This is a genomic window from Epilithonimonas hispanica (assembly GCF_003385395.1).
Lineage (GTDB): Bacteria > Bacteroidota > Bacteroidia > Flavobacteriales > Weeksellaceae > Epilithonimonas > Epilithonimonas hispanica.
The window spans coordinates 104,273-129,188 of sequence record NZ_QNUG01000005.1; the positions used below are offsets into that span (position 1 = coordinate 104,273).

Consider the following 24,916-nt stretch of genomic DNA (forward strand, 5'->3'; position numbering starts at 1 on the left):
ATCTCTGAATAAGGGGTTCTTTTTTTGTTTAATTACTATCTTCGCAATACAACTGATGTTATGAATTATCTTATCACTGGAGGAAGTGGATTTATTGGTTCTCATTTAGTAGAACAACTTTTGAAAAATGGACATTCTGTCATTAATGTTGACAATTTTGATTCGTTTTATGATTACAAGATAAAAATCCGAAATACTTTAGAATCAACTAATAAAATTACTAAATTCGATTATAGTGATAAGGAAAGTGATATTTCTCGATTAATATCATTAACAGAATCAAATAATTATATTCTTTATTTTCAAGATATTCGTGATAAACAAGGACTTGAAACTATTTTTAGAAATCATAAGTTTGATCAGGTCATCCATTTAGCTGCTTTAGCTGGTGTTAGATCATCCATTGAGCGTCCTTTAGAATATGAGGAGGTTAATATCCGTGGTACTCAGAATCTTTGGGAACTTTGCACCGAATTTGGAATTAATAAATTTGTTTGTGCTTCATCGTCAAGCGTTTATGGGAATAGTGAGAAGGTTCCTTTTTCCGAGGCAGACAATGTTGATAAGCCTATTTCTCCTTATGCGGCAACTAAAAAATCTATGGAAGTCTTAGGGCACGTATATCATCATCTTTATGATTTGAATGTTATTCAGTTGAGATTTTTTACAGTTTATGGACCAAGACAAAGACCGGATTTGGCGATTCATAAATTCACGAAGTTAATATCGGAAAATCAAGAAATCCCTTTCTATGGCGATGGTTCTACAGCTAGAGATTACACTTTTATACAAGATATAATAGATGGAGTCTTAAAAGCGATCAAATATCTTGAGACCAATAACGATGTTTATGAAATCGTAAATCTTGGTGAAAGTGAAGTGGTAACGCTTGACGAGATGGTTTCTACATTGGAAAAAGTCCTCGATAAAAAGGCTGTGAAAAAATATCTGCCAATGCAAGCGGGAGATGTCATAAAAACCAATGCCGATATCACAAAAGCAAAGTCTTTGATTGGTTATAAACCGACAACAAACTTCCAAAATGGCATAAAAAAATTTGTGGAATGGTTTTTGGCAAAACAGGGTTGACTCATTTTTAGATGGTTTTTATATTAATAATTTCTTTATTGTAAATTAATTTTTAAAAATTGTTGAAAATCAAGGTCAAAATGTATAAAGTATCACCTAATTTTTTACTTTTGCAAAAAATTTAATATTATGTATTGGACATTAGAATTAGCATCATATTTGAGCGATGCACCTTGGCCGATGACCAAGGCAGAATTAATTGACTACGCGATCAGAACTGGAGCGCCTATGGAAGTTGTAGAAAACCTACAAGCTATCGAGGACGAAGGGGAAATCTATGATGCGATAGATGAGATCTGGAGCGACTATCCTACAGATGAGGATTACCTCTGGAACGAAGACGAATACTAATTCGTTTTTTGAATTTTGACTAAAAAAAAATTAGCCAAAATTTTTTTATTAAATAACATTACGCAATTAGCCAAAAGCTAAATGCAAACCGCAAATAGCAAATTATGAGTTTTTTAAATACCGTTCTTAAAAGTTTTTTGGGAGACAAGAATGCAAAAGATCTTAAAGAAGTAAAAAAAGTAGTCGCAAAAATCAAGACAGTAGAATCTGGAATTCAAGCATTAACTGATGATGGATTAAGAGATAAAACTGCAGAATTTAAAGAAAAAATTAAATCTGCAACTGCTAAGTTTACTACCCAAATTGAAGATACTAAAGAGCAAATAAAAAACTCAACCAACGTTGACGAAAAAGAAGCGCTTTTCAACAAAATCGAAGGTCTGAAAAAAGACTCTTACGAAGTTGAAGAAAAAATTCTAAATGAAATTCTTCCTGAAGCTTTCGCTTTGGTTAAGGAAACTTCCAGACGTTTGGCACAGAATGGAGAAATCCGTGTTAAAGCAACAGACAAAGACAGAGAGCTAGCGGCTACAAAAGATTTTGTTTTTCTAGATGGTGATATTGCTGTTTGGAAAAATACTTGGGACGCTGCTGGAACGCCTGTAGTTTGGGATATGGTTCATTACGACACACAGTTCATTGGTGGTGTTGTATTGCACTCCGGTAAAATTGCAGAAATGGCAACGGGGGAAGGTAAAACTTTGGTAGGAACTCTTCCAATTTATCTTAACGCTTTGCCAGAAAGGGGTGTACACGTTGTAACCGTAAATGATTACTTAGCAAAACGTGACTCTGCTTGGATGGGGCCATTATACCAATTCCACGGAATGACCATCGATTGTATCGATAATCACCAGCCTAACTCAGACTCTAGAAGAAAGGCTTATCAAGCAAGCATCACTTACGGAACTAATAATGAATTCGGTTTCGATTATTTGAGAGATAATATGGTAACCAATCCTTCTGAATTAGTTCAGGGAGAATTGAATTTTGCTATTGTCGATGAGGTTGACTCTGTTTTGATTGATGATGCTAGAACACCATTGATTATTTCTGGTCCTGTTCCTCAAGGAGACAGACAAGAATATGATGTTCTTAAACCTTCTATCGATAGAATTGTTGAGGTTCAGAAAAAAACAGTTTCTGCAATTTTCAACGAAGCAAAAAAATTAATTGCCAACGGAAATACCAAAGAAGGAGGTTTCAAATTACTTCAGGCTTACAGAGGTCTTCCTAAAAACAGACAATTAATCAAGTTCTTGTCAGAAAGTGGAAACCGTGCATTGCTTCAAAAAGTCGAAGGTCAATACATGGCAGACAACAACCGTGATATGCCGATCGTGGACAAAGACCTTTATTTCGTAATCGATGAGAAGAATAATCAGATCGATTTGACTGACAAAGGTGTAGAATATATGTCTGCGGGTAACGAGGATTCTCAATTCTTTGTATTGACAGATATCGGAACGGAAATCGCTGATATTGAAAAGAAAAATCTGTCTAAAGAAGAAGAATTTGCTGCTAAAGAAGAATTATACAGAGAGTTTTCTGTGAAATCTGAGCGTATTCACACAATGAATCAATTGCTTAAAGCTTATACATTATTTGAAAAAGATGATGAATATGTGGTAATTGATGGCGAAGTGAAAATCGTTGACGAGCAGACTGGTCGTATTATGGATGGTCGTCGTTACTCAGACGGTCTTCACCAAGCGATTGAAGCAAAAGAAAATGTAAAAATCGAAGCGGCAACGCAAACATTTGCAACGATTACTTTACAAAACTATTTCCGTATGTATAACAAACTGGCTGGTATGACTGGTACAGCGGAAACTGAAGCTGGAGAATTCTGGCAGATTTACAAATTGGATGTAGTCGTAATTCCTACCAACAGACCTATCCAAAGAGATGACAGACAAGATTTGGTTTTCAAAACCAATCGTGAAAAATACAATGCAGTAATAGAAGAAATAGAGAGATTAACATCGGCTGGACGTCCTGTTTTGGTGGGTACAACTTCTGTTGAAATTTCTCAACTCCTTTCCAGAGCATTACAATTAAGAAAAATCCAACACCAAGTTCTTAACGCGAAACTTCATAAGAAGGAAGCAGAAATTGTTGCTGGTGCTGGTGGGCCTGGTGTTGTAACGATTGCAACCAATATGGCTGGTAGAGGTACCGATATTAAATTAAAAGCTGAGGTTAAAGAAGCCGGAGGTTTGGCAATCATTGGTACAGAAAGACACGATTCACGTCGTGTTGACAGACAGTTGAGAGGTAGAGCTGGTCGTCAGGGAGATCCGGGAAGTTCTCAGTTCTATGTTTCTTTGGAAGATAACTTGATGCGTCTTTTCGGTTCTGAAAGAATTGCAAAAATGATGGACAGAATGGGTCATAAAGAAGGTGAAGTGATTCAGCATTCTATGATTTCCAAGTCTATCGAAAGAGCACAGAAAAAAGTTGAAGAAAACAATTTCGGTGTTAGAAAAAGATTACTTGAGTATGATGATGTTATGAACAAACAACGTGACGTTATCTACAAAAGAAGAAAGAACGCTTTGTTCGGAGATCACTTGAAGTATGACATCGTGAATATGATTTACGATACGGCTGCTGCAATTGTTTCCTCAGCCAAAGCAACTGGAAATTATAAAGATTTTGAATTCGAGATTATCAAGTATTTCACAATGGAATCTCCTGTGAGTGAATCAGAATTTGGAAGTTTACAAATCCCTGCGCTTACAGATAAAGTTTTCAAAGCGGCTAAAGAAGATTATGACTTAAGATTGAATCTTCTTAAAGAAAAAGCTTATCCAATCATCGAAAATGTTTATCTTAACCAAGGTTCTATGTTCAAGATGATTCAGGTTCCTTTCACAGACGGGATCAAAACAATGACTATCGTTACAGACTTGAAAGAAGCTTACGAAACAAAATGCGAGTCATTAATCACAGATTTCGAAAAGAATATTTCTTTGGCTATTATTGATGAAAACTGGAAAACTCACTTAAGAGAAATGGATGATCTTCGTCGTTCTTCTCAAGGTGCGGTTTACGAACAAAAAGATCCATTGGTAATTTATAAACAAGAATCTTTCTACCTATTCAGTGAAATGGTAGATGCTGTAAACAAGGAGATTGTTTCTTTCCTATACAAAGGCGAAATTCCTGCATAACAAAGGATTTTCTAAATATTTAAAAAAGCTGTTGAATAACTCAACAGCTTTTTTTGTTTTGACGTTTTTAACTAAATGACAAAAATCAGACATTAAACTAATTTAGAATTAATAAAAATAATACCTTTGCAAAAAATTATTCCCTTAATGAAGAAACTAATTGTGAGTGCTGTGGTATTGATTTCCACATTTGCTTATGCTCAGGAAAATGACACGATTAATAAATCTAATAATATTGATGAGGTTATTCTTAATAAATACTATAAAAAATATAACGAAAAGCAAGGATCGTCTTCTCTCCGTTTAGATGAAGAGTTGATTAAGATTCCACAAAATATTTCTGTTATTACTAATAAAGCATTGGAAGACCAATAAGTTACTACGATCACTGATGGGCTTTTGAGAAATGTTGCTGGCGCTCAAAGACTTGAACATTGGGGAGAAATGTACTCTCGAATCAATATGAGAGGCTCAAGAGCTGGCGCTTTTTTAAATGGTGTCAATGTAACTTCTAATTGGGGACCTTTGGCTGAAGATATGAGTTATGTCGATCATATTGAATTTGTAAAAGGGCCTGGTGGATTTTTGATGTCAGCAGGAGAGCCAAGTGGAATTTATAATATTGTTACCAAAAAGCCTACTGGTAAAGATTTCAATGGTTCAGCAAGATTTACTTTAGGCAGTTTTGATATGTACAGAGCTGAAACAGATTTGGATTCTAGAGTTTCAAAAAAAGTTTCAGTTCGTTTAAACTTAATGGGTTCTCAAAAAAATAGCTTTAGAGACTACGAATTCAACGATAGATATGTTATTAATCCATCTGTTAAGATTGAATTATCAGACAAAACAACTTTGGTGGCAGAATACATCTATCAGAAAGCTAAAATGTCTGAAGTTGGTTCAGCTTATGTTTTCTCTACGGAGGGTTATGCTACAAAACCTGTTAGTTTTACTCATACCGACCCAGGAATTATGCCCTCAAATATGGAAGATCATACCGTAAATATAAATTTACAGCATCAATTCAACAAAAATTGGAGGTTGACTGCGCAGGTTACTTACCTCAATGATTATACAGATGCAAGTAATATTTGGCCCGATGCTGTAAATCCTGATGGAACAATGATTAGACGTCTTTCTTATTGGGAAGGCTCAAATATAATGAGGTTTGGTCAGGTATATTTGAATGGCTATGAAAAAACTGGATCTGTTTCTCATAGAATTTTGACAGGTTTAGACTTAGGAAGCAAAAAATATTTGGCTGACTGGAGCTTTTCTCACGCAATGGATACAGTTGAAAACCCTTTTAATACAAATATAACAACATATCAAGCTCCAGTAAATGGTTATGGATATGCTGAATGGATAGCTCATATGAATTCTGCACCATTAAATCAAAGAGCAACTCCTGGTGGAACAATTGATCAAAATTATTCTGGAGTTTATCTTCAAGACGAGTTGGGATTTTTAGACGATAAGCTGCGTGTAACTCTAGCAGCTAGATATACAAATATCAAACAAAATGATTACGGTACAACTTATGAAGCAGACAAATTGTCTCCACGAGTAGGTTTAAGTTATTCTATTGATGATAATACATCGGCTTATGCTCTTTATGATCAATCCTTTACTCCCCAATCTGGTAAATTTAGAGATAATTCTTCTGCAAAACCACTGACAGGAAATAGCTATGAAATTGGAGTGAAAAGGGATTGGTTTGGTGGAAAATGGAACACGACATTATCACTTTATAACATCCAAAAAAATAATGCTGTTGCTAATGATCCAACTGATCCTACGTACCAATATTTTATTTTTGCTGGAAAAACTGGTGTTCAAGGAGTAGAATTTGACCTAAAAGGTGAAATTTTTAAAGGTTTCAATGCTATTTTTAATTATGCTTACACAGACAATGAATTTAAAGAAACGACGACTTATGCTTTCCCTGTAGAAAATTCAAATCCTGTAACTTATGAAACTAGAATTCTTAATAAAAAAGGCGATAAAGTTCCAGGTTATGCAAAACACACAGTAAATGGTTGGTTGAACTATACTTTTTCAGAAGGTACTTTCCAAGGGTTTGGGCTTTCTTTTGGAGGAAGTTATTTGGCTGATAGAACAACTTGGAGTTGGGAGTCTACTGGAGCGACTAAGGCAATGAATGATTACATAAAATTTGATGCAGGAACATCTTGGGAAAATTCTAAAATCCGTGTAAACCTGAATATTTTTAATGTTTTCAATAGATATTTATATTCTGGTGCTAATTATGGCTCATATTATTATTACCAAGCAGAGGCTCCTAGAAATTGGAGATTTTCTGTAGCTTACAAATTCTAAAACAATAAAAGGCTAAGTTTGCAACTTGGCTTTTTAGATATCTATGAAGAAAAAACACCATCATAAAAAGAAACCAGGATTTTTCAAAAAATGGTCAGCCAAACTACATCTGTGGTTTGGCTTATCCATTGGTTTTCTGATTTTTATAATTGCAATTACGGGAGCGCTTTATGTTTTCAAAGATGAGATAGAAAACCTGACTCGTAAAGAATACATCTATCACAACGAACAAAACATCGAGTCCAAAAAAGTGATTCCAATCCGGGAGTTGGAGAAATTAGTCGACCAGCAAACCAAAGAAAAGTATCCTATCCATTGGGTTAACGTTCCGATAGATAAAAAAATGTCTTACCAATTCTATTGGTATGAGCATCAGCCAAATCAATGGAATTATTTTGACGAATTTCCGATTTACAAACTGGCTTACGTCAATCCTTACACCGGAAAAGTCCTGCAGACATATGATGAGAAAAACGGATTCTTTGCGATTGTAAAATCCATCCACTGGAGTTTTCTTTTGAAGCAGGAATGGGGAACTTACGTTGTCGGGATTCCAGTTATTATCTTTTTGATAATGCTGATCACAGGAATTGTTCTTTGGTGGCCGAAAAATAAAGCAGCAAGAAAACAACGTTTCAAATTCCAATGGAAAGATACAACGCAATGGAAAAGAAAGAATTATGACCTTCATAACATCCTTGGTTTCTATTCTTCAATTTTCGCATTGATTCTTACGATAACAGGTTTGTTCTATGCGTTCTTTGTTGTTCAGGCGATGATTTATGTGATATTTTCGGGAGGAGAAACAGCTTATCCTGATTTTTCGAAAATCACAACAAAAGCGCCAATCGAAATGAGAACGGACAAAACATTGGACAAAATTTCCGATAAAGTGATTGAGCTTTATCCTGATGCGTTTGCTTTTTCATTGGACTTAGGACATCCGCATATCGATGATCACGAGCATCCGAATTTCGAAGTTTATGTAAAGCATTTGTCTTATTCTTATCACAAAAGCAGCAGTTTGATTTTTGATGAAAACTCTGGAGAATTGCTGCACACGCACGATCCAAAAGATAAGAATTTTGGAGAAAAAGTTGTTGGAGCAAATTATGATATTCACGTTGGAGCGATATTAGGTTTGCCAACAAAAATTATTGCTTTCATTGTTAGTTTAATTATCGCATCAATGCCAATCACAGGGTTTATGATTTGGTGGGGAAGAAGAAAGAAAACACAAACCAAATAATTGATATTAAAATCCGGATTTCTTATTCGGATTTTTTCATTCAAACACTTTAGTATTATTGATGATTTTCATCAAGTTTAAATTTAAAATTAATTTAATATCTGATGTATATTAGTTTGTTTTTCCCTAAATTTAGGGTCTTAAAAAATTAAAAATTAATGTCATTAATTGATTTATCTAAGCAAATAGCAATAGGAATAGATATTGGCGGAACTAATACAAAATTTGGTTTGGTCAACCATCGCGGAGAAATCCTTGCGAAAGGAAGTATAAAAACGGAAGACTACAACCAAGTAGAAGATTTTATCGAAGCGTTATACGTCAACATCAAACCTCTTATAGACGAGGTTAGTCAAAATACAAGACTGGACGGTATTGGAGTTGGTGCTCCCAATGCTAATTACTTCACGGGGACTATTGAATTAGCTCCGAATCTTCCTTGGAAAGGCGTGGTTCCTTTTGCAGAATTGATGAAAGCAAAATTTGGTGTTCCTTGTAAAATGACCAATGATGCTAATGCAGCCGCTCTTGGCGAAATGATGTTCGGAGCAGCAAGAGGAATGAAGGATTTCATAATGATTACTCTTGGAACAGGCGTTGGAAGTGGAATCATCAGTGGAGGTAATCTGATTTACGGACACGATGGATTTGCTGGAGAATTAGGACATACGATTGTAAAACCTGGTGGAAGAAAACACTGGAGCACAGGTTCCGAAGGAAGTCTTGAAGCTTATGCTTCTGCAACTGGAATTGCTATCACAGCTAAAAAATTCCGTGCAGAGTTTCCAGATTCTATGCTAAATCAATATCCTGAAGACGCAATTAACTCTAAAACAGTACACGAGTGTGCTGAAAAGGGAGACCCAACGGCAATCGAAGTTTTCAGATATACAGGACAAAAATTAGGAGAAGCACTAGCAAATTTTGTAATGTTCTCTTCTCCACAAGCTATATTGTTATTTGGGGGTGTTATCAAGGCTGGAGATTTTCTGTTAAAACCTGCCAAATTGCATATGGAAAGAAACCTGCTTCCTATATTCCGCTCAAAAGTAAAATTAGTTTTCAGCGAGTTGGATGAGGCAGATGCAGCCATTCTAGGAGCAAGTGCTCTTGTATGGGAAAATAAATAATTGATATTCATAAATCCTTTGATGTTTCTTTTTGATAGGAATAATTTTTGCTATTAAATGATAGAAATATCAAAGGATTTTTTCTTCCCGAAAATGAATCGTTATTTATTATTAATACTCAGTTTTTTTCTCATTAACTGTAATGGGCAGGAGAAAAAAACAAAACCTTTAACAAATCAAAAAATGGATAAAAACAATTTGGAATATGCCACTTTGGCAGGTGGATGTTTTTGGTGTGTGGAAAGTTGTTTTCATATGCTGAAAGGTGTGGATTCTGTGATTTCTGGATATTCCGGAGGACATAAAGACAATCCTACTTATGAAGAAGTTTGCACAGGAACAACTGGTCATGCAGAAGTTGTTCAGATTGCATTTGACCCAAAGGTTATTTCTTATAAACAATTATTGGAAGTCTTTTGGTTTCTTCATAATCCAACAACACTTAACAGACAAGGCAATGATATTGGAACTCAATATAGATCATCTATTTTCTATCATTCTGAAAAACAAAAGCAGGAAGCAGAAGAATCTCTAAAAGAATCCGAAGCAAAACAAGAATGGAACGGGAAATATGTAACAGAGATTGTTCCTTTCGAAAAATTCTGGTCAGCAGAAGCTTATCATCAAGGTTATTATAATGACAATCCAACACAGCCATATTGTAGTGCAGTAGTTGGTCCTAAGATTCAAAAATTCAAAAAACATTTTGGAGAATTGGGTTGGTTAAACGAAAAAGTGGCGAATTAATTCTCCACTTTTTTTATTTTAAAATGATATTATTTCCAACCTTGATTCCGCTTGTCATCCGACCTTTTCTTACCGTTATCAATATTATAGGCTAGTCCAATTCCCAAAGTTTGTTTCAACTGTGTCTTCTTGATTTGATTGTGGTCATACAATAAATCAAGAGTCACATTAGTAGAAATATATTTATTGACTTCATATTAAGAATTCCGCTGTAGGAAAGAACCAATCTTTCTAGATGGTCTAAGTAATTGGAAAAAACAGAAGCGTTATTTTGTAAAGTAATATTTTCCATCAACTTTACTTTATACTGCGCCGTTCCCAAGAAACCGAATTGGAATAACATAGAGTCTCCATCATTTTTCAATCCGTAATTTCCTGCATACTGCAAGTCTTTATCCATAACAAACGTAAATCTTGCGTTGGCAGGTCTCAAAGTCATTGTGAAATTATCATTTGGTTTATAAGTAAAACCAGCTCCCACATTCACATAACCAGGTGACATAAAGTTTGAAATCTTAAGAGCATCAGGATTGTTCCCATCTTCGTAGCCTGGTTCAAATTGTGTCATTAATCCAGCTCCAACAGAAGCATACCAATTGCCAGAAATTTTGCGTCCGTAATTGGTAGAAAGATTAATGACATCTTGGTTTTTTCTGTTTCCAACGCCTTGGGTGTTATTCATCCCATATCCAAGAATAATAAGATTTTCCCAAAGGTCTTTATCTTTGTCGTAAGTCAAATTGTAATTGAAACCAGCTTGCCAACCAACATTATTACCGCCTCCAGCAACCCAGTTGGAGAAACCCGATTGGTTTAGCATCAATGTGTTCTGTCCAAAAATGACCAAGCTTTGTGGAATCTTGAACAGGTTGGTCCTGAGAATAAGCATTTATAGCTAGTAAAATTCTTGCTGAAAATAGAAATCAAATCTTAATTTATAAAAATGGTTTGATAACGCCTGTGTTGCTGTCTCTCTCCATTTTGTAACCCAGATTGTAGGTAATTCCGATTCCAAGGGTTTGTTTCCTTTGTAGTTTTTGGATTTGGTCGTGGTCATACATCATATCAAGTGTAACAACAGTGGTAATATACTTGTTGAATTTTAGATTCAAACTTCCACTATAGTTGATGTCAACTCTCTCCGAATGTTCTAGATAATTAGTAAAGAAATTGACCTGATTTACAAAAGTAGCATCTTTGAAAAGCTTGATTTTATAAAGAATATTTACCATTGCACCTAGCTCAGCTCTCATGCTTTGGCCATCTCTTTCAAGACCATAATTGCCAGCTACTTGAAGTTTTTTATCTAGTACAAAAGTAAATTTTCCATTCGCAGGTCTCAGAATCACCTGGAAATTTTCGTTCGGATTGTAAGAAACACCAATACCTAAGTTGAGATAACCAGGCGCCATAAATCTTGAGATTCTATCATCATAAACGGGATCTGGAGTGTTAGAATAATTATACCCAGCTGTAAACTGAGAAAGGAATTGAAAACCAGTTGACAAATAATAATGTTGCGCCAATTCATAACCATAGTTGGTCATGACATTGATGTAATCATCGGTTTTTCTGGTAGATTGTCCTGTAGAGGAAACAAATCCATAACCTAACTGAATATTATTGTCTAGATAATGTTTGTTTTTTTTATAAACGATATTATAATTTGCCTTTCCGATAACACCAATGTTGTTATTGCCTCCCGCATACCAATTGGCAAAAGAAGATTGATTGAAAACTAAACTATTTTGCCCAAAAATAAACCAACGCTTAAGAGTCGGTAGAGTAAGAATTGTAGAAGGGGTTATTGGACCTGCTTCTTCTCCTCCGGGAACAATCACAAGGTTATTATTAAGTTTTATCGAATCTTTTTTGATTCTCTTGATGTCAACAATCTTAGGATTAGAAAGACTGTCTAAGTCAACACCTGTAGAATCCCATTTTTTTTGTGAAATTGAATCTATTATTTTCTGATAATCAGTAACCTGTGCTTGAGATACGACACTCAAAATAAGACAAAATATCGCCAATACCTTTTTCATTAATTCAAAATTTAAAGGCAAAAATAGTAAATCAAAATTTGAAAAGTCGGACTTTATAACCAAATTAACGTTCTGATGTCGTATTTTACAGACAAAATTTCCGCAGAAAAAAGTTGGCTGTAAAATTGTGAAACTAAAATTAATGTTAACAAAAGCTTTTAAACTCAAATCGTTCCTCGTACCAACTTTTATGTTGGTATTGATGTGGAGTTTCTTTCTTTTGCAGAACATTGGATTCTTCGGTGGTTGTAGTGGAGCCTTGATTCCATTGATGCCAGAAGGTTTGAAGGGTGTGATTTTCGCTCCACTTTTACACGGCAATCTGGACCACATTGTCAGCAACTCGATGCCAATTGCGATTTTACTGTTTTTGTTATTCGAGTTTTATCCTAAAATTGCTACCAGAATATTTTTGATAGGTTGGATTGCTTCTGGACTTTTGGTTTGGATGCTTCCGCCAATTGATATCGTCACAGGACAATGGAATTATAGCTGCATCGTTGGCGCAAGTGGATTGGTTTATATGCTGGCATTTTTCATTTTTTTCAGTGGAGTTTTTCGTTGGAATATGAAGTTGTTGACTATTTCTCTTCTTGTTGCTTTGTATTACGGAAGTTTGATTTGGGGGATTTTTCCGGAAGAATTTTTTTCTCAATTACAGGAACCGAGTAAAATCAGCTGGCAGTCGCATCTTGCAGGAAGTATTACCGGAGTTATACTTGCATTGATTTTCAGAAAGATTGGAGAAGAAAAAAAAAGAAAATTCATCTGGGAATATCCAAATTATTACAACGAAAGAGACGATAAAATGTGGCAAGAATACATCGCCAATCATCCAGAGGACTTTGAAGAACTTCCCCAGTTGAAACAACATAATATTTGGGAATATCTGGATGAAATTCGGAGAAATGAAAAATAATTCTTAATTTGGTCAGAACACAAATGACCTTATGACACCCGAAGAACTTCTTTATACTCTCGCGCTTAAGCAGTGCAAAAACATTGGCAATATCAATCTCAAAAAACTTTTAGACAATATTGGTTCAGCCAAAAAAGTCTGGGAATCTCAGAAAAAAACGCTTTTAGAAATATCAGGAATTGGAAATAATTCAATTAGGGATATTGGAAACAAAGACTTTTTAATACAAGCTGAAAAAGAGTTGAAATTCTGTGAAAAACAAGGGATTAACATTATTTCGCAAAACGAAAAACTTTACCCGAAACATCTTCTCAATTGTGACGACGCTCCAATTCTTCTTTTCTACAAAGGGAATCTTAGTAATGACTTCAATCCAATAAGTATTGTCGGGACAAGGAAATTGACTTCTTATGGGAAGAGTTTTGTTCAAGATTTACTAACGGAATTGTCAGGTACGAAAGTTTGTACGGTAAGTGGATTAGCTCTTGGTGCGGACACTTCTGTCCACGAAGAATCTCTTAAAAATCAAATCCCAACAATTGCTGTTTTAGCTCAAAGCCTGGACAAGATTTATCCAGCTTCCAATAAAAATCTTGCAAAGAAAATCCTTGAAAACAATGGTGCTCTGATTACAGAATACGCTTCTTTTGAAGGAATGGTGAAAGAGAATTTTTTACAAAGAAACAGAATCATTGCTGGGTTCTCTCCTCAGCTGATTGTTGTAGAAACGGCTTATGGTGGCGGTTCTATGACTACAGTTACAGCAGCGAATCAGTACAATAGGGATGTTTTTGCTTTGCCAGGAAAAATCATAGATGTTTATAGCCAAGGCTGTAATCAGTTAATTGCGATGAACAAAGCAGAAACGATTGTCAATATCAAATCACTGATTGAAAACCTCAATCTTTCCCTTCAACCCGAACTTTTCCCAAAAGAAAAAGCAAAAATCGTCCTGGATTCTTCCAAAGTCGAACATCAAAAAGTTCTCGATATTATCATAGATGAACATACAATTTCTTTGGACGAATTAGCCGAAAAAACAGGTATTCTACATCATAAATTATTACCAATTCTTCTTGATTTGGAGATATATGGTTATGTCAAATGCCTTTCTGGGCGACAATATCAGATAAGCTAGAAAAGTGACATTTTTGAAACTTGAAGTAATTTAATATTAAATTCAAAAATTATTAACACATAAGACATAATTATACATTATGCAAAAAACTTAATTAATATCGTTAAATTTTCAATAAAAATCAAAATATTACTTGCGAAATTCGAAAATAAAATTAAATTTGTTGTCATAATTATAGAATAATGGAACACTATAACGTTGAACAAAAGATTCAGGAATTTATGGCAAAAATTGAAGCCAAAAATCCTAATGAACCAGAATTTATCCAGGCTGTAAAAGAAGTTGCGGTGACCGTGATTCCTTTCATCGCTACAAAAAAAGAATATACCGGAATGAAGCTTCTAGAGAGAATGGCTGAGCCGGAAAGAGTAATCATTTTCCGTGTGCCATGGATCGATGATAATGGAGAAATCCAAGTGAACAGAGGTTTTAGAATCCAGATGAATTCTGCTATCGGACCATACAAAGGAGGAATCAGATTCCATCCAACAGTTAACTTAAGTGTTCTTAAATTCCTAGCTTTTGAGCAGGTTTTCAAAAATAGTTTGACTACGCTTCCAATGGGAGGTGGAAAAGGAGGTTCAGATTTTGACCCTCAAGGTAAATCTGATATGGAAGTGATGCGTTTCTGTCAAGCATTTATGATGGAATTGTGCAAGCATATTGGTCCTGAAACAGACGTTCCTGCGGGAGATATTGGTGTTGGAGCGAGAGAAATCGGTTACCTTTTCGGGATGTACAAAAAAATCAGAAACGAGTTTACAGGAGTTCTAACAGGTAAAGGTTTGGCTTACGGAGGATCTTTAATCAGACCAGAAGCAACTGGTTATGGTGTAGTTTATTTCGCTGAGCAAATGTTGAAAACTATCAACGAATCTATTGCTGGTAAAACGGTTGTAGTGTCTGGTTTTGGAAATGTAGCTTGGGGAGTTATCAAAAAAATCAATGATCTTGGTGGAAAAGTTGTTACTATTTCTGGACCAGATGGTTATATCTACGATAAAGATGGAATCTCAGGAGAAAAAATCGAATATCTTCTAGAATTAAGAGCTTCTGGAAATAACAGAGCTGAAGATTACGCAAAAAAATATCCTGAAGCAGAATTCTTTGCTGGGAAAAGACCTTGGGAAGTGAAATGTGATATTGCTTTCCCGTCTGCAACTCAAAACGAATTGGACCTTGAAGATGCAATCAAATTGGTAGCAAACGGTTGTCTATGTGTAACTGAAGCGGCTAATATGCCTTCTACTTTGGAAGCGATTAACTATTTCTTGGATAATAAAGTTCTTTTCTCTCCAGGAAAAGCTTCTAATGCTGGAGGTGTTGCAACTTCTGGATTGGAAATGACTCAAAACTCAATCAGATTGAACTGGAGCTCAGAAGAAGTGGATGCAAGATTGAAAGAGATTATGATTGGTATTCATAAAGCTTGTAGAGATTATGGTAAAGAAGAAGACGGCTATGTGAATTATGTAAAAGGTGCAAACATCGCAGGTTTCGTAAAAGTAGCCGAAGCAATGTTGGCGCAAGGTGTAGTTTAAGACCAAATTATTTTTAATATATAAAAAATGCAACTGATTTATTTAGTTGCATTTTTTTTTATGTTGATTTTACCTTTTGTAAATTATCTTGGTAAACCTCTTTTTAAAGCATGATTGGCTCTTTCGATGGCTTTTTTCTCTTTCCAATTCATATAATTGGCTTTGAAGTTTTTCTTCATAAAGTTGTCAAAGTTTCTTTGAACTGTAAGATTCCAAAGCGAGTGTGCTTTCACAGCCCAGCTTTTGTCCCAAGCTCTTAAAGAAATTGAAAAACTACCATCAAGGTATTTCATCCAATGCCACCAACCTGTCGGCATAAAAAGTGTGTCGCCGTGTTCCAGAAAGCATTCGATACCTTCAATACCATCTAAAGCTGGGAATTTTTCGAAATCAGGATTTTCTATATCAAAATCTTCTAGGGCATAGGTGGCGTAAGGGATTTGATAAAGTCGCTCTTTCCATTTATAATCAAAAAGCAGAACGTGTTTTCTTCCATTGAAGTGCGTATGGAAAATATGCGCCATATCAATATCATAATGAAGAAATGTCACAGAACCCTTTCCTCCAAAAAACATACTTGGATATTTGTCTAGAAATCCCCCCATTAATTCTTTTGGGGAAATATAATCATTCAGGATTTTCGGAGCATGTTTTATTGGGTCAAAGAAGAAGATTCTCAAGTCTGTTGGCTCTCTTTGTATTAGATCGATATAATCCGCAAACTTCATCTCTGTTGTTGGCGCATTGATAGGAGCAGCAGGGTCAGCTTTGGCACTATCATATAAAGGAACTGTCACATCTCCAACAACTTCCTTTATATATTCCATAGTCCATTTTTGGTAAGCTGGCCATTTTCTAGCCATATTTTTAATTACCACAGGTTTGCGTGGCTTAAGGTATTTTTCAAAGAACTCTTCTTTGGTGATATCATCTACAATATCAATAGGTTTTAGAATAACTCCCATGTTAATGTAATATTAAGGAACAAATTTATTAAATTTTACATTCAACCAAGAAAAAACCATTCCTTAGTTTATATTAATTATATAAATTGGATTGAATTTATAAATCGATGGATGTTGAGGTATTTATACGGTTTTTGTATTTAACTTATTTCTTTTTTTTATACTCCAATAAAAAGTTTGTAACATTTTGTAAGTTTCTTTTACTAATGTTTTAGTGATACAATTAATAACAATGAAAAAAATTCTATTTATCCTTTTTGTGCTAAGTTTTACTTTGACAGTATTTGCGCAAAAGACAATTACTGGATTAATTAACGATGGTGATGGTAAACCGCTTGCTAGTGCAAGTGTAACAATCGAAGAACCGGGAAAAAATGCAATTCTTGCTTACGGAATTTCTAATTCTAAGGGAGAGTATAGAGTCACTTTTACCTCTTCTGAGACTAATCTTGATTTGAAGATAAAAGCCTTCAATCAAAAACCAATTACGCGTTCTATTACCAACAGTGATCAAAAGCTTAATTTCTCAATGGATTCTCAAGCTACAGAAATCCAAGAAGTGAGACTTAAAACAAAATTGATAACCAAAAAAGGTGACACAATCTCTTACGACCTTAAATCTTTTGAAAATAAAAATGACAGAACGCTTGCCGATGTTTTGAAAAAAATCCCAGGCATCGAAGTTAACAAAGATGGAACTGTTCTTTATCAAGGTGAAGCGATTAACAAATTCTATGTAAACGGGAAAGATCTTATGGAAGGTGGATACGGAACAGTTAATAATTCTTTACCAAAAGATGCGGTTTCAAAAGTTGAGGTTCTAGAAAATCACCAGCCTGTAAGTATCCTTAGAGATAAAGTTCCTTCTGAACAAGCTGCACTTAATATCAAACTGAAAAAATCTGTGACTATGACTGGTCGTGGAGAGATTGGTGCAGGTTTCACTCCGTTGCTTTGGAATGTGAAATTGACGCCTATGTTCTTTGGGCAGAAAAACCAATGGGTTGTAAATTACAAAGCCAATAATAACGGAGAAAGTGTAGAAAAAGAAGGTAATCTTTTAAGCTTCGGAAGTCGTTGGGAAGGGAGAAGATCTCAGGCGGGTCAAAAATCTTGGACTAATATAGAAACTGCTGGAACTCCGGATGTACCTGAAAAAAGATATCTTTTGAATAATGTTCATTTCTTTTCAGCAAACCTTTTGACAAGTCCTTTCAAAAATAAAGAATGGGAACTGAAAGCGAATGCTTCTTACACTAATAATAGCATCAAGAGAGAAGATTTACAAACAAAAGTCTATGAAGCCGGCTCTCCTACAATCGGAACAGGTGGGACTTTTATTTCAAGCACCAATAATAGATTTTTTGATAATGCTGCAAAAGGTGAATTAATTTTCACAAAGAATGCTAAAAAAGGATTTTTCAAAAACACAACAACTTGGAACAGCTTCTGGAATACAGATAGAGCCAATGTAGACAACAATCTCCCTCCATTAGCAAATGATCCTACAGCAACACCAATTCATAAATTTGCGGACGAGTCTTTAGATTCTCCAACAGGAACATTCCAAAATTCATTAAGCACAATTATTCCTTGGAACGATAAGCTTGTTAATTTTATGAGTTATGTTAAGTATCAGAAAGACAAGCAGACACTTACGGTTTCTCCAGGAAACTATATGGAAAACTTTGGATTTAGCGATTTTGATAAAATTAGACAATACGCCATTTCCAAAACCCTCGAAGTTAATCACTCCGCTTCTGTAGGCTTTTCTTATAGGAAATGGACATTCACACCAGAGTTTGGTTTGAATATGAATTTTAACAATTTAAAATCTGCTATTACAGGAGAGGTTAGTAATAATAATTATTTCCTTGGAACAGATAGACAAAATGATATGGATTGGAACGAAGTAATGCCATATACTCAAGTTGGTGTTAACTTCAAATCTCAAAACTTCAACCTAAACCTAACGCTTCCCATGAATTTCTATGGTATTACTTACAAAGATAATATCAGACAAAATTATTTGGATAAAAGTAAAACTGTTTTTGAGCCAAACCTCTTTGCAAACCTAGACTTTGCATCTTTTTTCAAAATCTGGGCTTTCGCCAATCAATCTTATGATTTTGGAAACTTCGGATTTCTGTATGGCGGAAATATGCTGACAAGTCCTACCAATTTGCAAAAAAGATTTAGTGACAATATTGAGATGCCAGAATATTTGAGCAGAATGATTGGCTCCAGACTAGAGTATAGAAACCCTTTGAATAATTTGTTCTTCAATGTGAGATATAACTATTCTACCAACAAAAGAAACTTAATAGAAAGTTATAAAACTAATGGTTTCATCTCAGAGTTAGAATTGCAAAGTAAGGAGAACTCAATCAGAACTCAGACAGAAGGTGCAGAAATTGGCAAATATTTTCCAAAATTCAAAACCAATCTATCTATAAGCGGTACCAATACAGATTCCAATTCTTTCTCTTATTTTAATTCCGATTTAAGAGAGTCTGCAAACAGTAGACAAACCCTGGGGATCAAATTTAACAACACATATTTCAGTTGGTTTAGTTTAGATTATAACATCAATCTGAACTGGAGCAAAAATACCAACAAAAATGACAATACAGTTTTCAAATCCAGCGGTTGGAATCATAATCTAGCAGCCTATATTTATCCAAGCGATAATCATACTTTTGGTTTCAACTGGGATGATCTGTCTACAAAAGCAAGTGGGCAAAGCTTTAGAAACTCTTTCTTCGACTTATCTTATCAATATACTTGGGTTAAGAGAAAAATTGATTTCGAATTCAAATGGTTGAACATCGCCAACAGAAAAGTTTATGAAACGGTAAATGTAGATGTTTTACAGCAACTTGTAACGACCAATCAAATGTACATCCGTCCAAGCCAATTTATGTTCACCGTAAAGTTCAATTTCAAGTAACACACTATTTTATTATAACCAAAAAGGCAGCGCGATTTTTTTCGTCTGCCTTTTTATTTTTCTTAATTTTAAATCACTAGATTTTTAGGTATGAAAAAAATATTTTTATTAATGATGAGCTTTTTGAACTTATTCATTTTCGCTCAAGGAACTAGAATAATGTACGAGTACAAGTTTATTTCGAATATCGAGAAAAAAGATTCTATGGATACAGAACTGATGTACCTGGATATCAAAAAAGACGGCAGCAAGTTCTACAGCAGGAAAAAGTTTGTGAGCGATTCTATCAAAGAAGCTTATGTGCAAAAGCAATTGTCGATGGGATCTACCAATATTAATTATAATGATAATAATCCTTCAAAAGTGCCATTTTCTGTGGTGAAACAATATCCAGATTTCAAGATTAATCTTCATACCTCGATGGGGCAAAACCGTTTTGATGTGTCAGATTTCAAAAAAATGGATTGGAAAATACTTCCCGAAAAAAAAACGATTGATAAGTTCGATGTTCAAAAAGCAAGTCTTGACTTTGGTGGAAGAATTTGGACAGCTTGGTTTTCGCAAGATTTCCCTTTTCAGGATGGACCTTATAAGTTTCACGGATTGCCAGGTCTAGTCTTAGAAATGGAAGACTCTACAAGAACGCACGTTTTCAAATTTGCAGGAAGCAAAAAATTTGATGAGGTAGAAAAAATTGAAAAAACAGATAATGACACAACTGTTGGCGGAAGAACTGTAAGAATAGGATCGCTTGCAGGTGGGAAAGAGCTGGAAGTGACGGAAGATCAATTTATAAAACAGTGGAAAGATTATAAAAACGATCCAGTAAAAGATATGAGGCAAATGATTTCAAGACCTGGAGTGAAGATGAGAGTCAATATCAATGGAAAAGAAATGACAGATCCTGCTGAAATGCTTAGAAATATGGAAAAGTTCCAAAAAGACCAGATCAAACAGGATAATAACAAAATAGAACCGGCTCTTTATCCTTAATTTCTACATAAAATCCTTACTTTTATAGTCCTCAATTTTGGGGACTTTTTTATTCTAATTTTTTAATAAATCTTAAATGAGTTACTTACCAAAACTTAAAAATATAAAAGCCTTTGTTTTTGATGTAGATGGAGTTTTTACAGATGGAAGTGTTTACCTTTTGCCGGATCAAAATATGTCACGTGTTATGAGCGTTCTGGATGGATATGCCGTGGTTCAGGCTTTGAAGCAAAATTATATCATCGGAATTATCACAGGCGGAAACGATCCGATGGTCAAAAATAGAATGGAATATCTGGGTGTCAAAGATTATTATGCCAAGTCTTCTCACAAGATTTCTGACTACGAAGATTTCAAATCAAAATACAATTTACAGGATTCCGAAATTCTTATGATGGGTGACGATATTCCTGATATTGGGATTATGAAAGTGGCGGAGATTTCTGCTTGTCCTGCTAATGCTGTCCCGGAAGTTAAGGCTGTTTCGGATTATATTTCGCCTGTTTTTGGTGGGAAAGGAGCGGTTCGGGACGTGATAGAACAAGTGATGAAAGTCCAAGGAAAATGGAATCTTGACGAAGAGATAAAATCTGCTTAAATAATTGTAAATGAAATTATTACTAGCTTCCAATTCGCCTAGGCGAAAAGAACTATTAATTCAATTAGGTTATCAATTTGAAATTGTTAAAATTGATGTTGATGAGTCTTATCCTGAAGATTTGAAACCTAATCAAATTGCGGAATATGTTTCTGAGAAAAAAGCAAAAGCTTTCGATGTCAATCCAAATGAGGTTCTTTTGACTTCCGATACGATTGTTGCATTGGACCAAAAAATTCTTCTCAAACCAAAAAATGAAGCAGAAGCTTTTGAAATGATTAAAAATCTTTCTGGAAAAACGCATCAGGTTTACACCGCTTTTACTATTAAAACTGCCGATTCAGAAATTAGCAAAACCAGTAAAACTGATGTTGAGTTTTCAGAAATAAGTGATGAAGAGATTAATTTTTATATCAAAAATTATAAACCTTTTGACAAAGCCGGATCCTACGGAATCCAAGAATGGCTGGGAATGGCAAAAATCAAAAACATCTCGGGGTCTTTCTATTCTGTGATGGGTTTTCCGGTAGATTTGGTTTACGAAGAACTCAAAAAAATGAACTGCTTTCCAGAGAATTTTTAAAACCCGGCTCTTTAGATAATTTTCCTTGCAAAATTTCGTTATTTTTACATATTGAAGACTCAATTTCCAATTGAAATAATTAGATGAGAAAATATTTACTAATCATACTTGCTGTTGTAAGCGTATTGGCCTGTAATCCGCGTAAAAAGAAAAAGAAAACCAAAAGTGGACCAGTCAATAGATTTATGACATACCACAATACTTTGTTCAATAGTAAAGAAGCTTTGAATGCTGAAATGGAAAATCGGGACAAAGCACATGTGGATAATTTTTATGATCCATATATCTCTGTTTATACAACAGAGGATGTTGTTGTTGAGCCCAATAGTTTTTCCAGTGGTAACAACGATTCTGGTGCGCCAATGGGAATTGGGGGGAGAAGTTCTAGATCTGCTAATACGGCTAGTTTTAATAATAGTAGTAATGGAACAATGGCGGCGAGCTCTGGGAATAATGGCAACAAAAAAGGCGCAACTATTCTACAGATCACCGAAGCTAAAGCTATAAAAGCGATTACAAAATATTCTGTTTTAGTAAATGGTGTTGAGAAAAATAAGAAGATATTTGATGCTTACATTCTTTTAGCAAAAGCAAGAATGTATCAAGGGAAATATCTAGAATCTTTGGATGCTCTTAGTTATCTTTTCAATACGATGGATAAAGATAAAAGGATTCCTTTGGCGCATATTTACAAAGCCGCTAATTATACCAAATTAAAAGAATATTACCGTGCTGATGAGGTTTTCAAAGATCTTGAGGAAAATCCGAAAATCAAACTTAAAAAAGAACATCTAAGAATTCTAAAGGTTTATCAAGCAGACAATTTCCTGAAATGGGGCAAAAAAGAACTTGCAGCCGAAGTCTTGGAAGAAGCTTTCACGTACAACAAAGAAAGAAAAACGAAAAGCAGAATTGCTTTTTTACGTGGTCAGATTCTTTCTAGCCTTAATAAAAAAGAGGAGGCCAGAGAGTCATTTGCTGCAGCTTACAAATATGCTAACAGCTATGAATTTGAAGTGAAATCTCAAATCGAGATTGCTAAAACTTTTGATAACAAAACAGATAGCTACGAAAAAGCAATCGCTTACATTGCTAATATTGCCAAAAAAGGGACTTACGCTTCTCGCAAAAACGAGTTGTATTATGCAAGTGGTTTGATTGCCACTTCTGCAACCAAAGATTCTATAGCAGATTCTTTTTTCAGAAAGGCTTTGAAGGAAAAACAGTCCGATCCACAGATTCGTGGACTTACATACTCGGAAATTGCAAAGAAGTATTTTTCTAAGGATGATTATCTTACTGCAGGTATCTATTATGATAGTGCTTTGGCTGTGATGAGCTATCAACCGGAAAAAGAGAGACTGACGAGTCTTACCGCCAATATCAAAAAACTGTCAAAGAACTATTATATAGTTAAGAAAAATGATAGTATACTTAATTTAGCAAAAATGTCTCCCGATCAGCAAAGAGAATATTTTGCGAAACATATTGAAAAAATAAAAGCAAAAGAAGCGGCAGAAGAACTAGAAAAAAGAAGAGCAGAGCGCAGCAAAGGTTTTGACAATTCTGACTATAATGCCAATTCTATTTTTGCAGGCAATTCTACTGATGCCAATAGTTTTCAAAACTTTGGGATTACTGGAGGTTCTACCTTTTACTTTGCTAATTCTAATAATATCCCGAGAGGAGAAAGTTCTTTTAAGCAGACGTGGGGAAACAGAACCCTAGCTGATAACTGGCGCTATTCTGCAAAATCGTCAACTATTGAGGAGTTAAAAAACGAAGCTTTAGGATTAGCTAATGCTCCAGACCCAAGACGTTTGGAGCCAGAATTTTATATCGAGAAAATCCCAACTTCTGCCGGAGAATTAGGAAAGCTTAAAAAAGATAGAGACACAGCAAGCCTAGGAATGGGAACGATGTATGAGAACTATTTTGGCAATACAAAACTGGCTACAAAAACTCTTTTTGATCTAGTTGATGCAAAACCAGATGAAGAGACAGATTTGCAGGCTTTGTACAATATTTTTGTTTTCAATTACGAAAAAAATCCTGTTGAAGCAGAAAAAGCAAAGGCTCTCATTTTGGAAAAATATCCATATACATCTTATGCAGAATTTGTAAAAAATCCTAAAAGCAAAGATTTTAATAAATCCACTGCGGATGTAGAAAAATTGTATGCGGATGCTTACAAGCTGTATGAAACGGAGAAGTTTAAAGAGTCATCTGAGATGATAGATAAAGCAATTGTAGATCATCCAAAAGATGCATTGGTTCCTAAGTTTTACTTATTAAATGCCTATAATGCAGGGAAAACTGCAGGTAAAGAGATCATGATTCTGCAGTTGGAACAGATTGTTCTTAATTATGCTAAAACACCAGAAGGTATCAAAGCAAAAGAACTGCTGAAGTATCTGAAAAGTGATGTTAAACTAGAGCTTACAGATGAGTCTGGAAATGCAATTTCTCAAAAACCGCCGCGACAAATGTCTGTGGATGAAGAGAAAGCGAAGCAACTAAAACAAGAATTAGATGCTAGTGAGGGAGGGAAAGCGTCTGGACCAGCAATTCCTGGGATGCCAGATACAATGTCGTCGCAACAGCAAAATCAGAATCAACAACGTAAAAGAAAATAAAAAAGAGAGCAATTTGCTTAGTCATGGTCGGAAAAAAAATCCGGCCATTTTTTATGTTTTGGTTTTAAAAACTTTTGTAGGGTCTCCTCCTGCAAAAACGATTAAAATAGCCGTAATCATATCTCGAAGTTCCATTGTTATTCGTCTTTTTGCGGTTTTGTACCCCAGATTATTTGTTTTTTTATAAATTAACCTGAGTTCGGGTTAAGCGAAGTTCAAAAATAATTGACCGTCATTTACTTTTTTCAAGTTGAGTGACGGTTTTTTTGGAAAGAAACAATAGGCTGTTAGTCCTCCCAAAATATTGATCATAAAATTATTGACGCTTCTGTGTCGGGTGTGTTCCACTTGACAATGGTTTTTTAGTTCGTCATTAATCGTTTCAATTATGGCTCTTTTTCGGAGTAAAATCTTATCTTCCATTTTCATAATATGATTTTTCATATTTTTTCTAAGTTTAGTGAAAAGC

Annotated in this window: 19 protein-coding genes and 1 pseudogene; 16 read left to right on the top strand and 4 right to left on the bottom strand. The window is 34.9% G+C overall.

Going from position 1 to position 24,916, the window contains the following annotated elements; translation table 11 throughout:
* Positions 1 to 60 precede the first annotated feature (60 nt).
* The 8 genes from DRF58_RS03420 (at position 61) to msrA (ending at position 10,082) form a co-directional block, all read left to right on the top strand.
* Complete coding sequence (locus DRF58_RS03420; protein WP_116032847.1) at positions 61 to 1,089, top strand: GDP-mannose 4,6-dehydratase; 1,029 nt, start codon at positions 61 to 63, stop codon at positions 1,087 to 1,089.
* A gap of 129 nt (positions 1,090 to 1,218) precedes the next feature.
* Positions 1,219 to 1,440 carry a DUF2795 domain-containing protein gene (locus tag DRF58_RS03425; protein ID WP_027382805.1) on the top strand — a complete coding sequence of 74 codons (222 nt, stop codon included), beginning with the start codon at positions 1,219 to 1,221 and terminating at the stop codon, positions 1,438 to 1,440.
* A 104-nt stretch (positions 1,441 to 1,544) separates the two neighbouring features.
* Entirely contained in the window at positions 1,545 to 4,616 is a 3,072-nt protein-coding gene (gene secA / locus DRF58_RS03430) for a preprotein translocase subunit SecA (protein WP_116032849.1), read from the top strand.
* A gap of 147 nt (positions 4,617 to 4,763) precedes the next feature.
* A complete protein-coding gene (locus DRF58_RS03435; protein ID WP_116032851.1) occupies positions 4,764 to 4,991 on the top strand; it encodes a hypothetical protein in 228 nt (75 codons plus the stop codon).
* Between the two features lie 24 nt (positions 4,992 to 5,015).
* A complete protein-coding gene (locus DRF58_RS03440; protein ID WP_116032854.1) occupies positions 5,016 to 6,956 on the top strand; it encodes a TonB-dependent siderophore receptor in 1,941 nt (646 codons plus the stop codon).
* Positions 6,957 to 6,999: 43 nt separating this feature from the next.
* Positions 7,000 to 8,205: a PepSY-associated TM helix domain-containing protein gene (locus tag DRF58_RS03445; protein ID WP_116032857.1), complete on the top strand. Its 1,206-nt coding sequence runs from the start codon at positions 7,000 to 7,002 to the stop codon at positions 8,203 to 8,205.
* A gap of 158 nt (positions 8,206 to 8,363) precedes the next feature.
* On the top strand, positions 8,364 to 9,335 hold the full coding sequence (locus DRF58_RS03450) for an ROK family protein (protein ID WP_116032858.1): 972 nt from the start codon (positions 8,364 to 8,366) through the stop codon (positions 9,333 to 9,335).
* Positions 9,336 to 9,428: 93 nt separating this feature from the next.
* Positions 9,429 to 10,082: a peptide-methionine (S)-S-oxide reductase MsrA gene (gene msrA / locus DRF58_RS03455; protein ID WP_116032905.1), complete on the top strand. Its 654-nt coding sequence runs from the start codon at positions 9,429 to 9,431 to the stop codon at positions 10,080 to 10,082.
* 29 nt (positions 10,083 to 10,111) lie between these two features.
* Here the strand turns inward: msrA and DRF58_RS03460 are convergent.
* Together DRF58_RS03460 and DRF58_RS03465 are read right to left on the bottom strand one after the other, a co-directional pair.
* Positions 10,112 to 10,975 (bottom strand): annotated as a pseudogene (locus DRF58_RS03460) (DUF3078 domain-containing protein).
* Positions 10,976 to 11,017: 42 nt separating this feature from the next.
* The gene (locus DRF58_RS03465) at positions 11,018 to 12,124 is read right to left on the bottom strand and encodes a DUF3078 domain-containing protein (protein WP_116032861.1); all 1,107 of its coding nucleotides are present in this window, start codon (positions 12,122 to 12,124) and stop codon (positions 11,018 to 11,020) included.
* Positions 12,125 to 12,266: 142 nt separating this feature from the next.
* On the opposite strand from DRF58_RS03465, the gene DRF58_RS03470 reads away from it, so the two are divergent.
* The 3 genes from DRF58_RS03470 (at position 12,267) to gdhA (ending at position 15,722) form a co-directional block, all read left to right on the top strand.
* A complete protein-coding gene (locus DRF58_RS03470) occupies positions 12,267 to 13,043 on the top strand; it encodes a rhomboid family intramembrane serine protease (RefSeq protein WP_116032862.1) in 777 nt (258 codons plus the stop codon).
* Positions 13,044 to 13,074: 31 nt separating this feature from the next.
* Positions 13,075 to 14,181 (top strand): DNA-processing protein DprA, encoded by a 1,107-nt coding sequence (gene dprA, locus DRF58_RS03475; protein ID WP_116032865.1) that lies wholly within the window; start codon positions 13,075 to 13,077, stop codon positions 14,179 to 14,181.
* 182 nt (positions 14,182 to 14,363) lie between these two features.
* Entirely contained in the window at positions 14,364 to 15,722 is a 1,359-nt protein-coding gene (gene gdhA / locus DRF58_RS03480; RefSeq protein ID WP_116032867.1) for an NADP-specific glutamate dehydrogenase, read from the top strand.
* An 83-nt stretch (positions 15,723 to 15,805) separates the two neighbouring features.
* Here the strand turns inward: gdhA and DRF58_RS03485 are convergent, their stop codons facing one another.
* Complete coding sequence (locus DRF58_RS03485; RefSeq protein ID WP_116032870.1) at positions 15,806 to 16,687, bottom strand: cupin-like domain-containing protein; 882 nt, start codon at positions 16,685 to 16,687, stop codon at positions 15,806 to 15,808.
* Positions 16,688 to 16,919: 232 nt separating this feature from the next.
* Here DRF58_RS03485 and DRF58_RS03490 point away from each other — a divergent pair, with 232 nt between their 5' ends.
* From DRF58_RS03490 to porW, 5 genes are all read left to right on the top strand, one after another.
* Positions 16,920 to 19,637, top strand: coding sequence for a TonB-dependent receptor (locus tag DRF58_RS03490; RefSeq protein ID WP_116032872.1), 2,718 nt, complete (start codon positions 16,920 to 16,922; stop codon positions 19,635 to 19,637).
* Between the two features lie 90 nt (positions 19,638 to 19,727).
* Positions 19,728 to 20,630: a GLPGLI family protein gene (locus tag DRF58_RS03495; protein WP_116032874.1), complete on the top strand. Its 903-nt coding sequence runs from the start codon at positions 19,728 to 19,730 to the stop codon at positions 20,628 to 20,630.
* A 76-nt stretch (positions 20,631 to 20,706) separates the two neighbouring features.
* Positions 20,707 to 21,228 (top strand): KdsC family phosphatase, encoded by a 522-nt coding sequence (locus tag DRF58_RS03500; RefSeq protein WP_116032876.1) that lies wholly within the window; start codon positions 20,707 to 20,709, stop codon positions 21,226 to 21,228.
* Positions 21,229 to 21,238: 10 nt separating this feature from the next.
* Positions 21,239 to 21,811, top strand: coding sequence for a Maf family nucleotide pyrophosphatase (locus tag DRF58_RS03505; RefSeq protein ID WP_116032878.1), 573 nt, complete (start codon positions 21,239 to 21,241; stop codon positions 21,809 to 21,811).
* Positions 21,812 to 21,894: 83 nt separating this feature from the next.
* Entirely contained in the window at positions 21,895 to 24,447 is a 2,553-nt protein-coding gene (gene porW, locus DRF58_RS03510; RefSeq protein ID WP_116032881.1) for a type IX secretion system periplasmic lipoprotein PorW/SprE, read from the top strand.
* A 204-nt stretch (positions 24,448 to 24,651) separates the two neighbouring features.
* Here porW and DRF58_RS03515 read toward each other — a convergent pair.
* A partial coding sequence (locus DRF58_RS03515) for a transposase (protein WP_157966701.1) occupies positions 24,652 to 24,916 on the bottom strand: 265 nt, incomplete at its 5' end.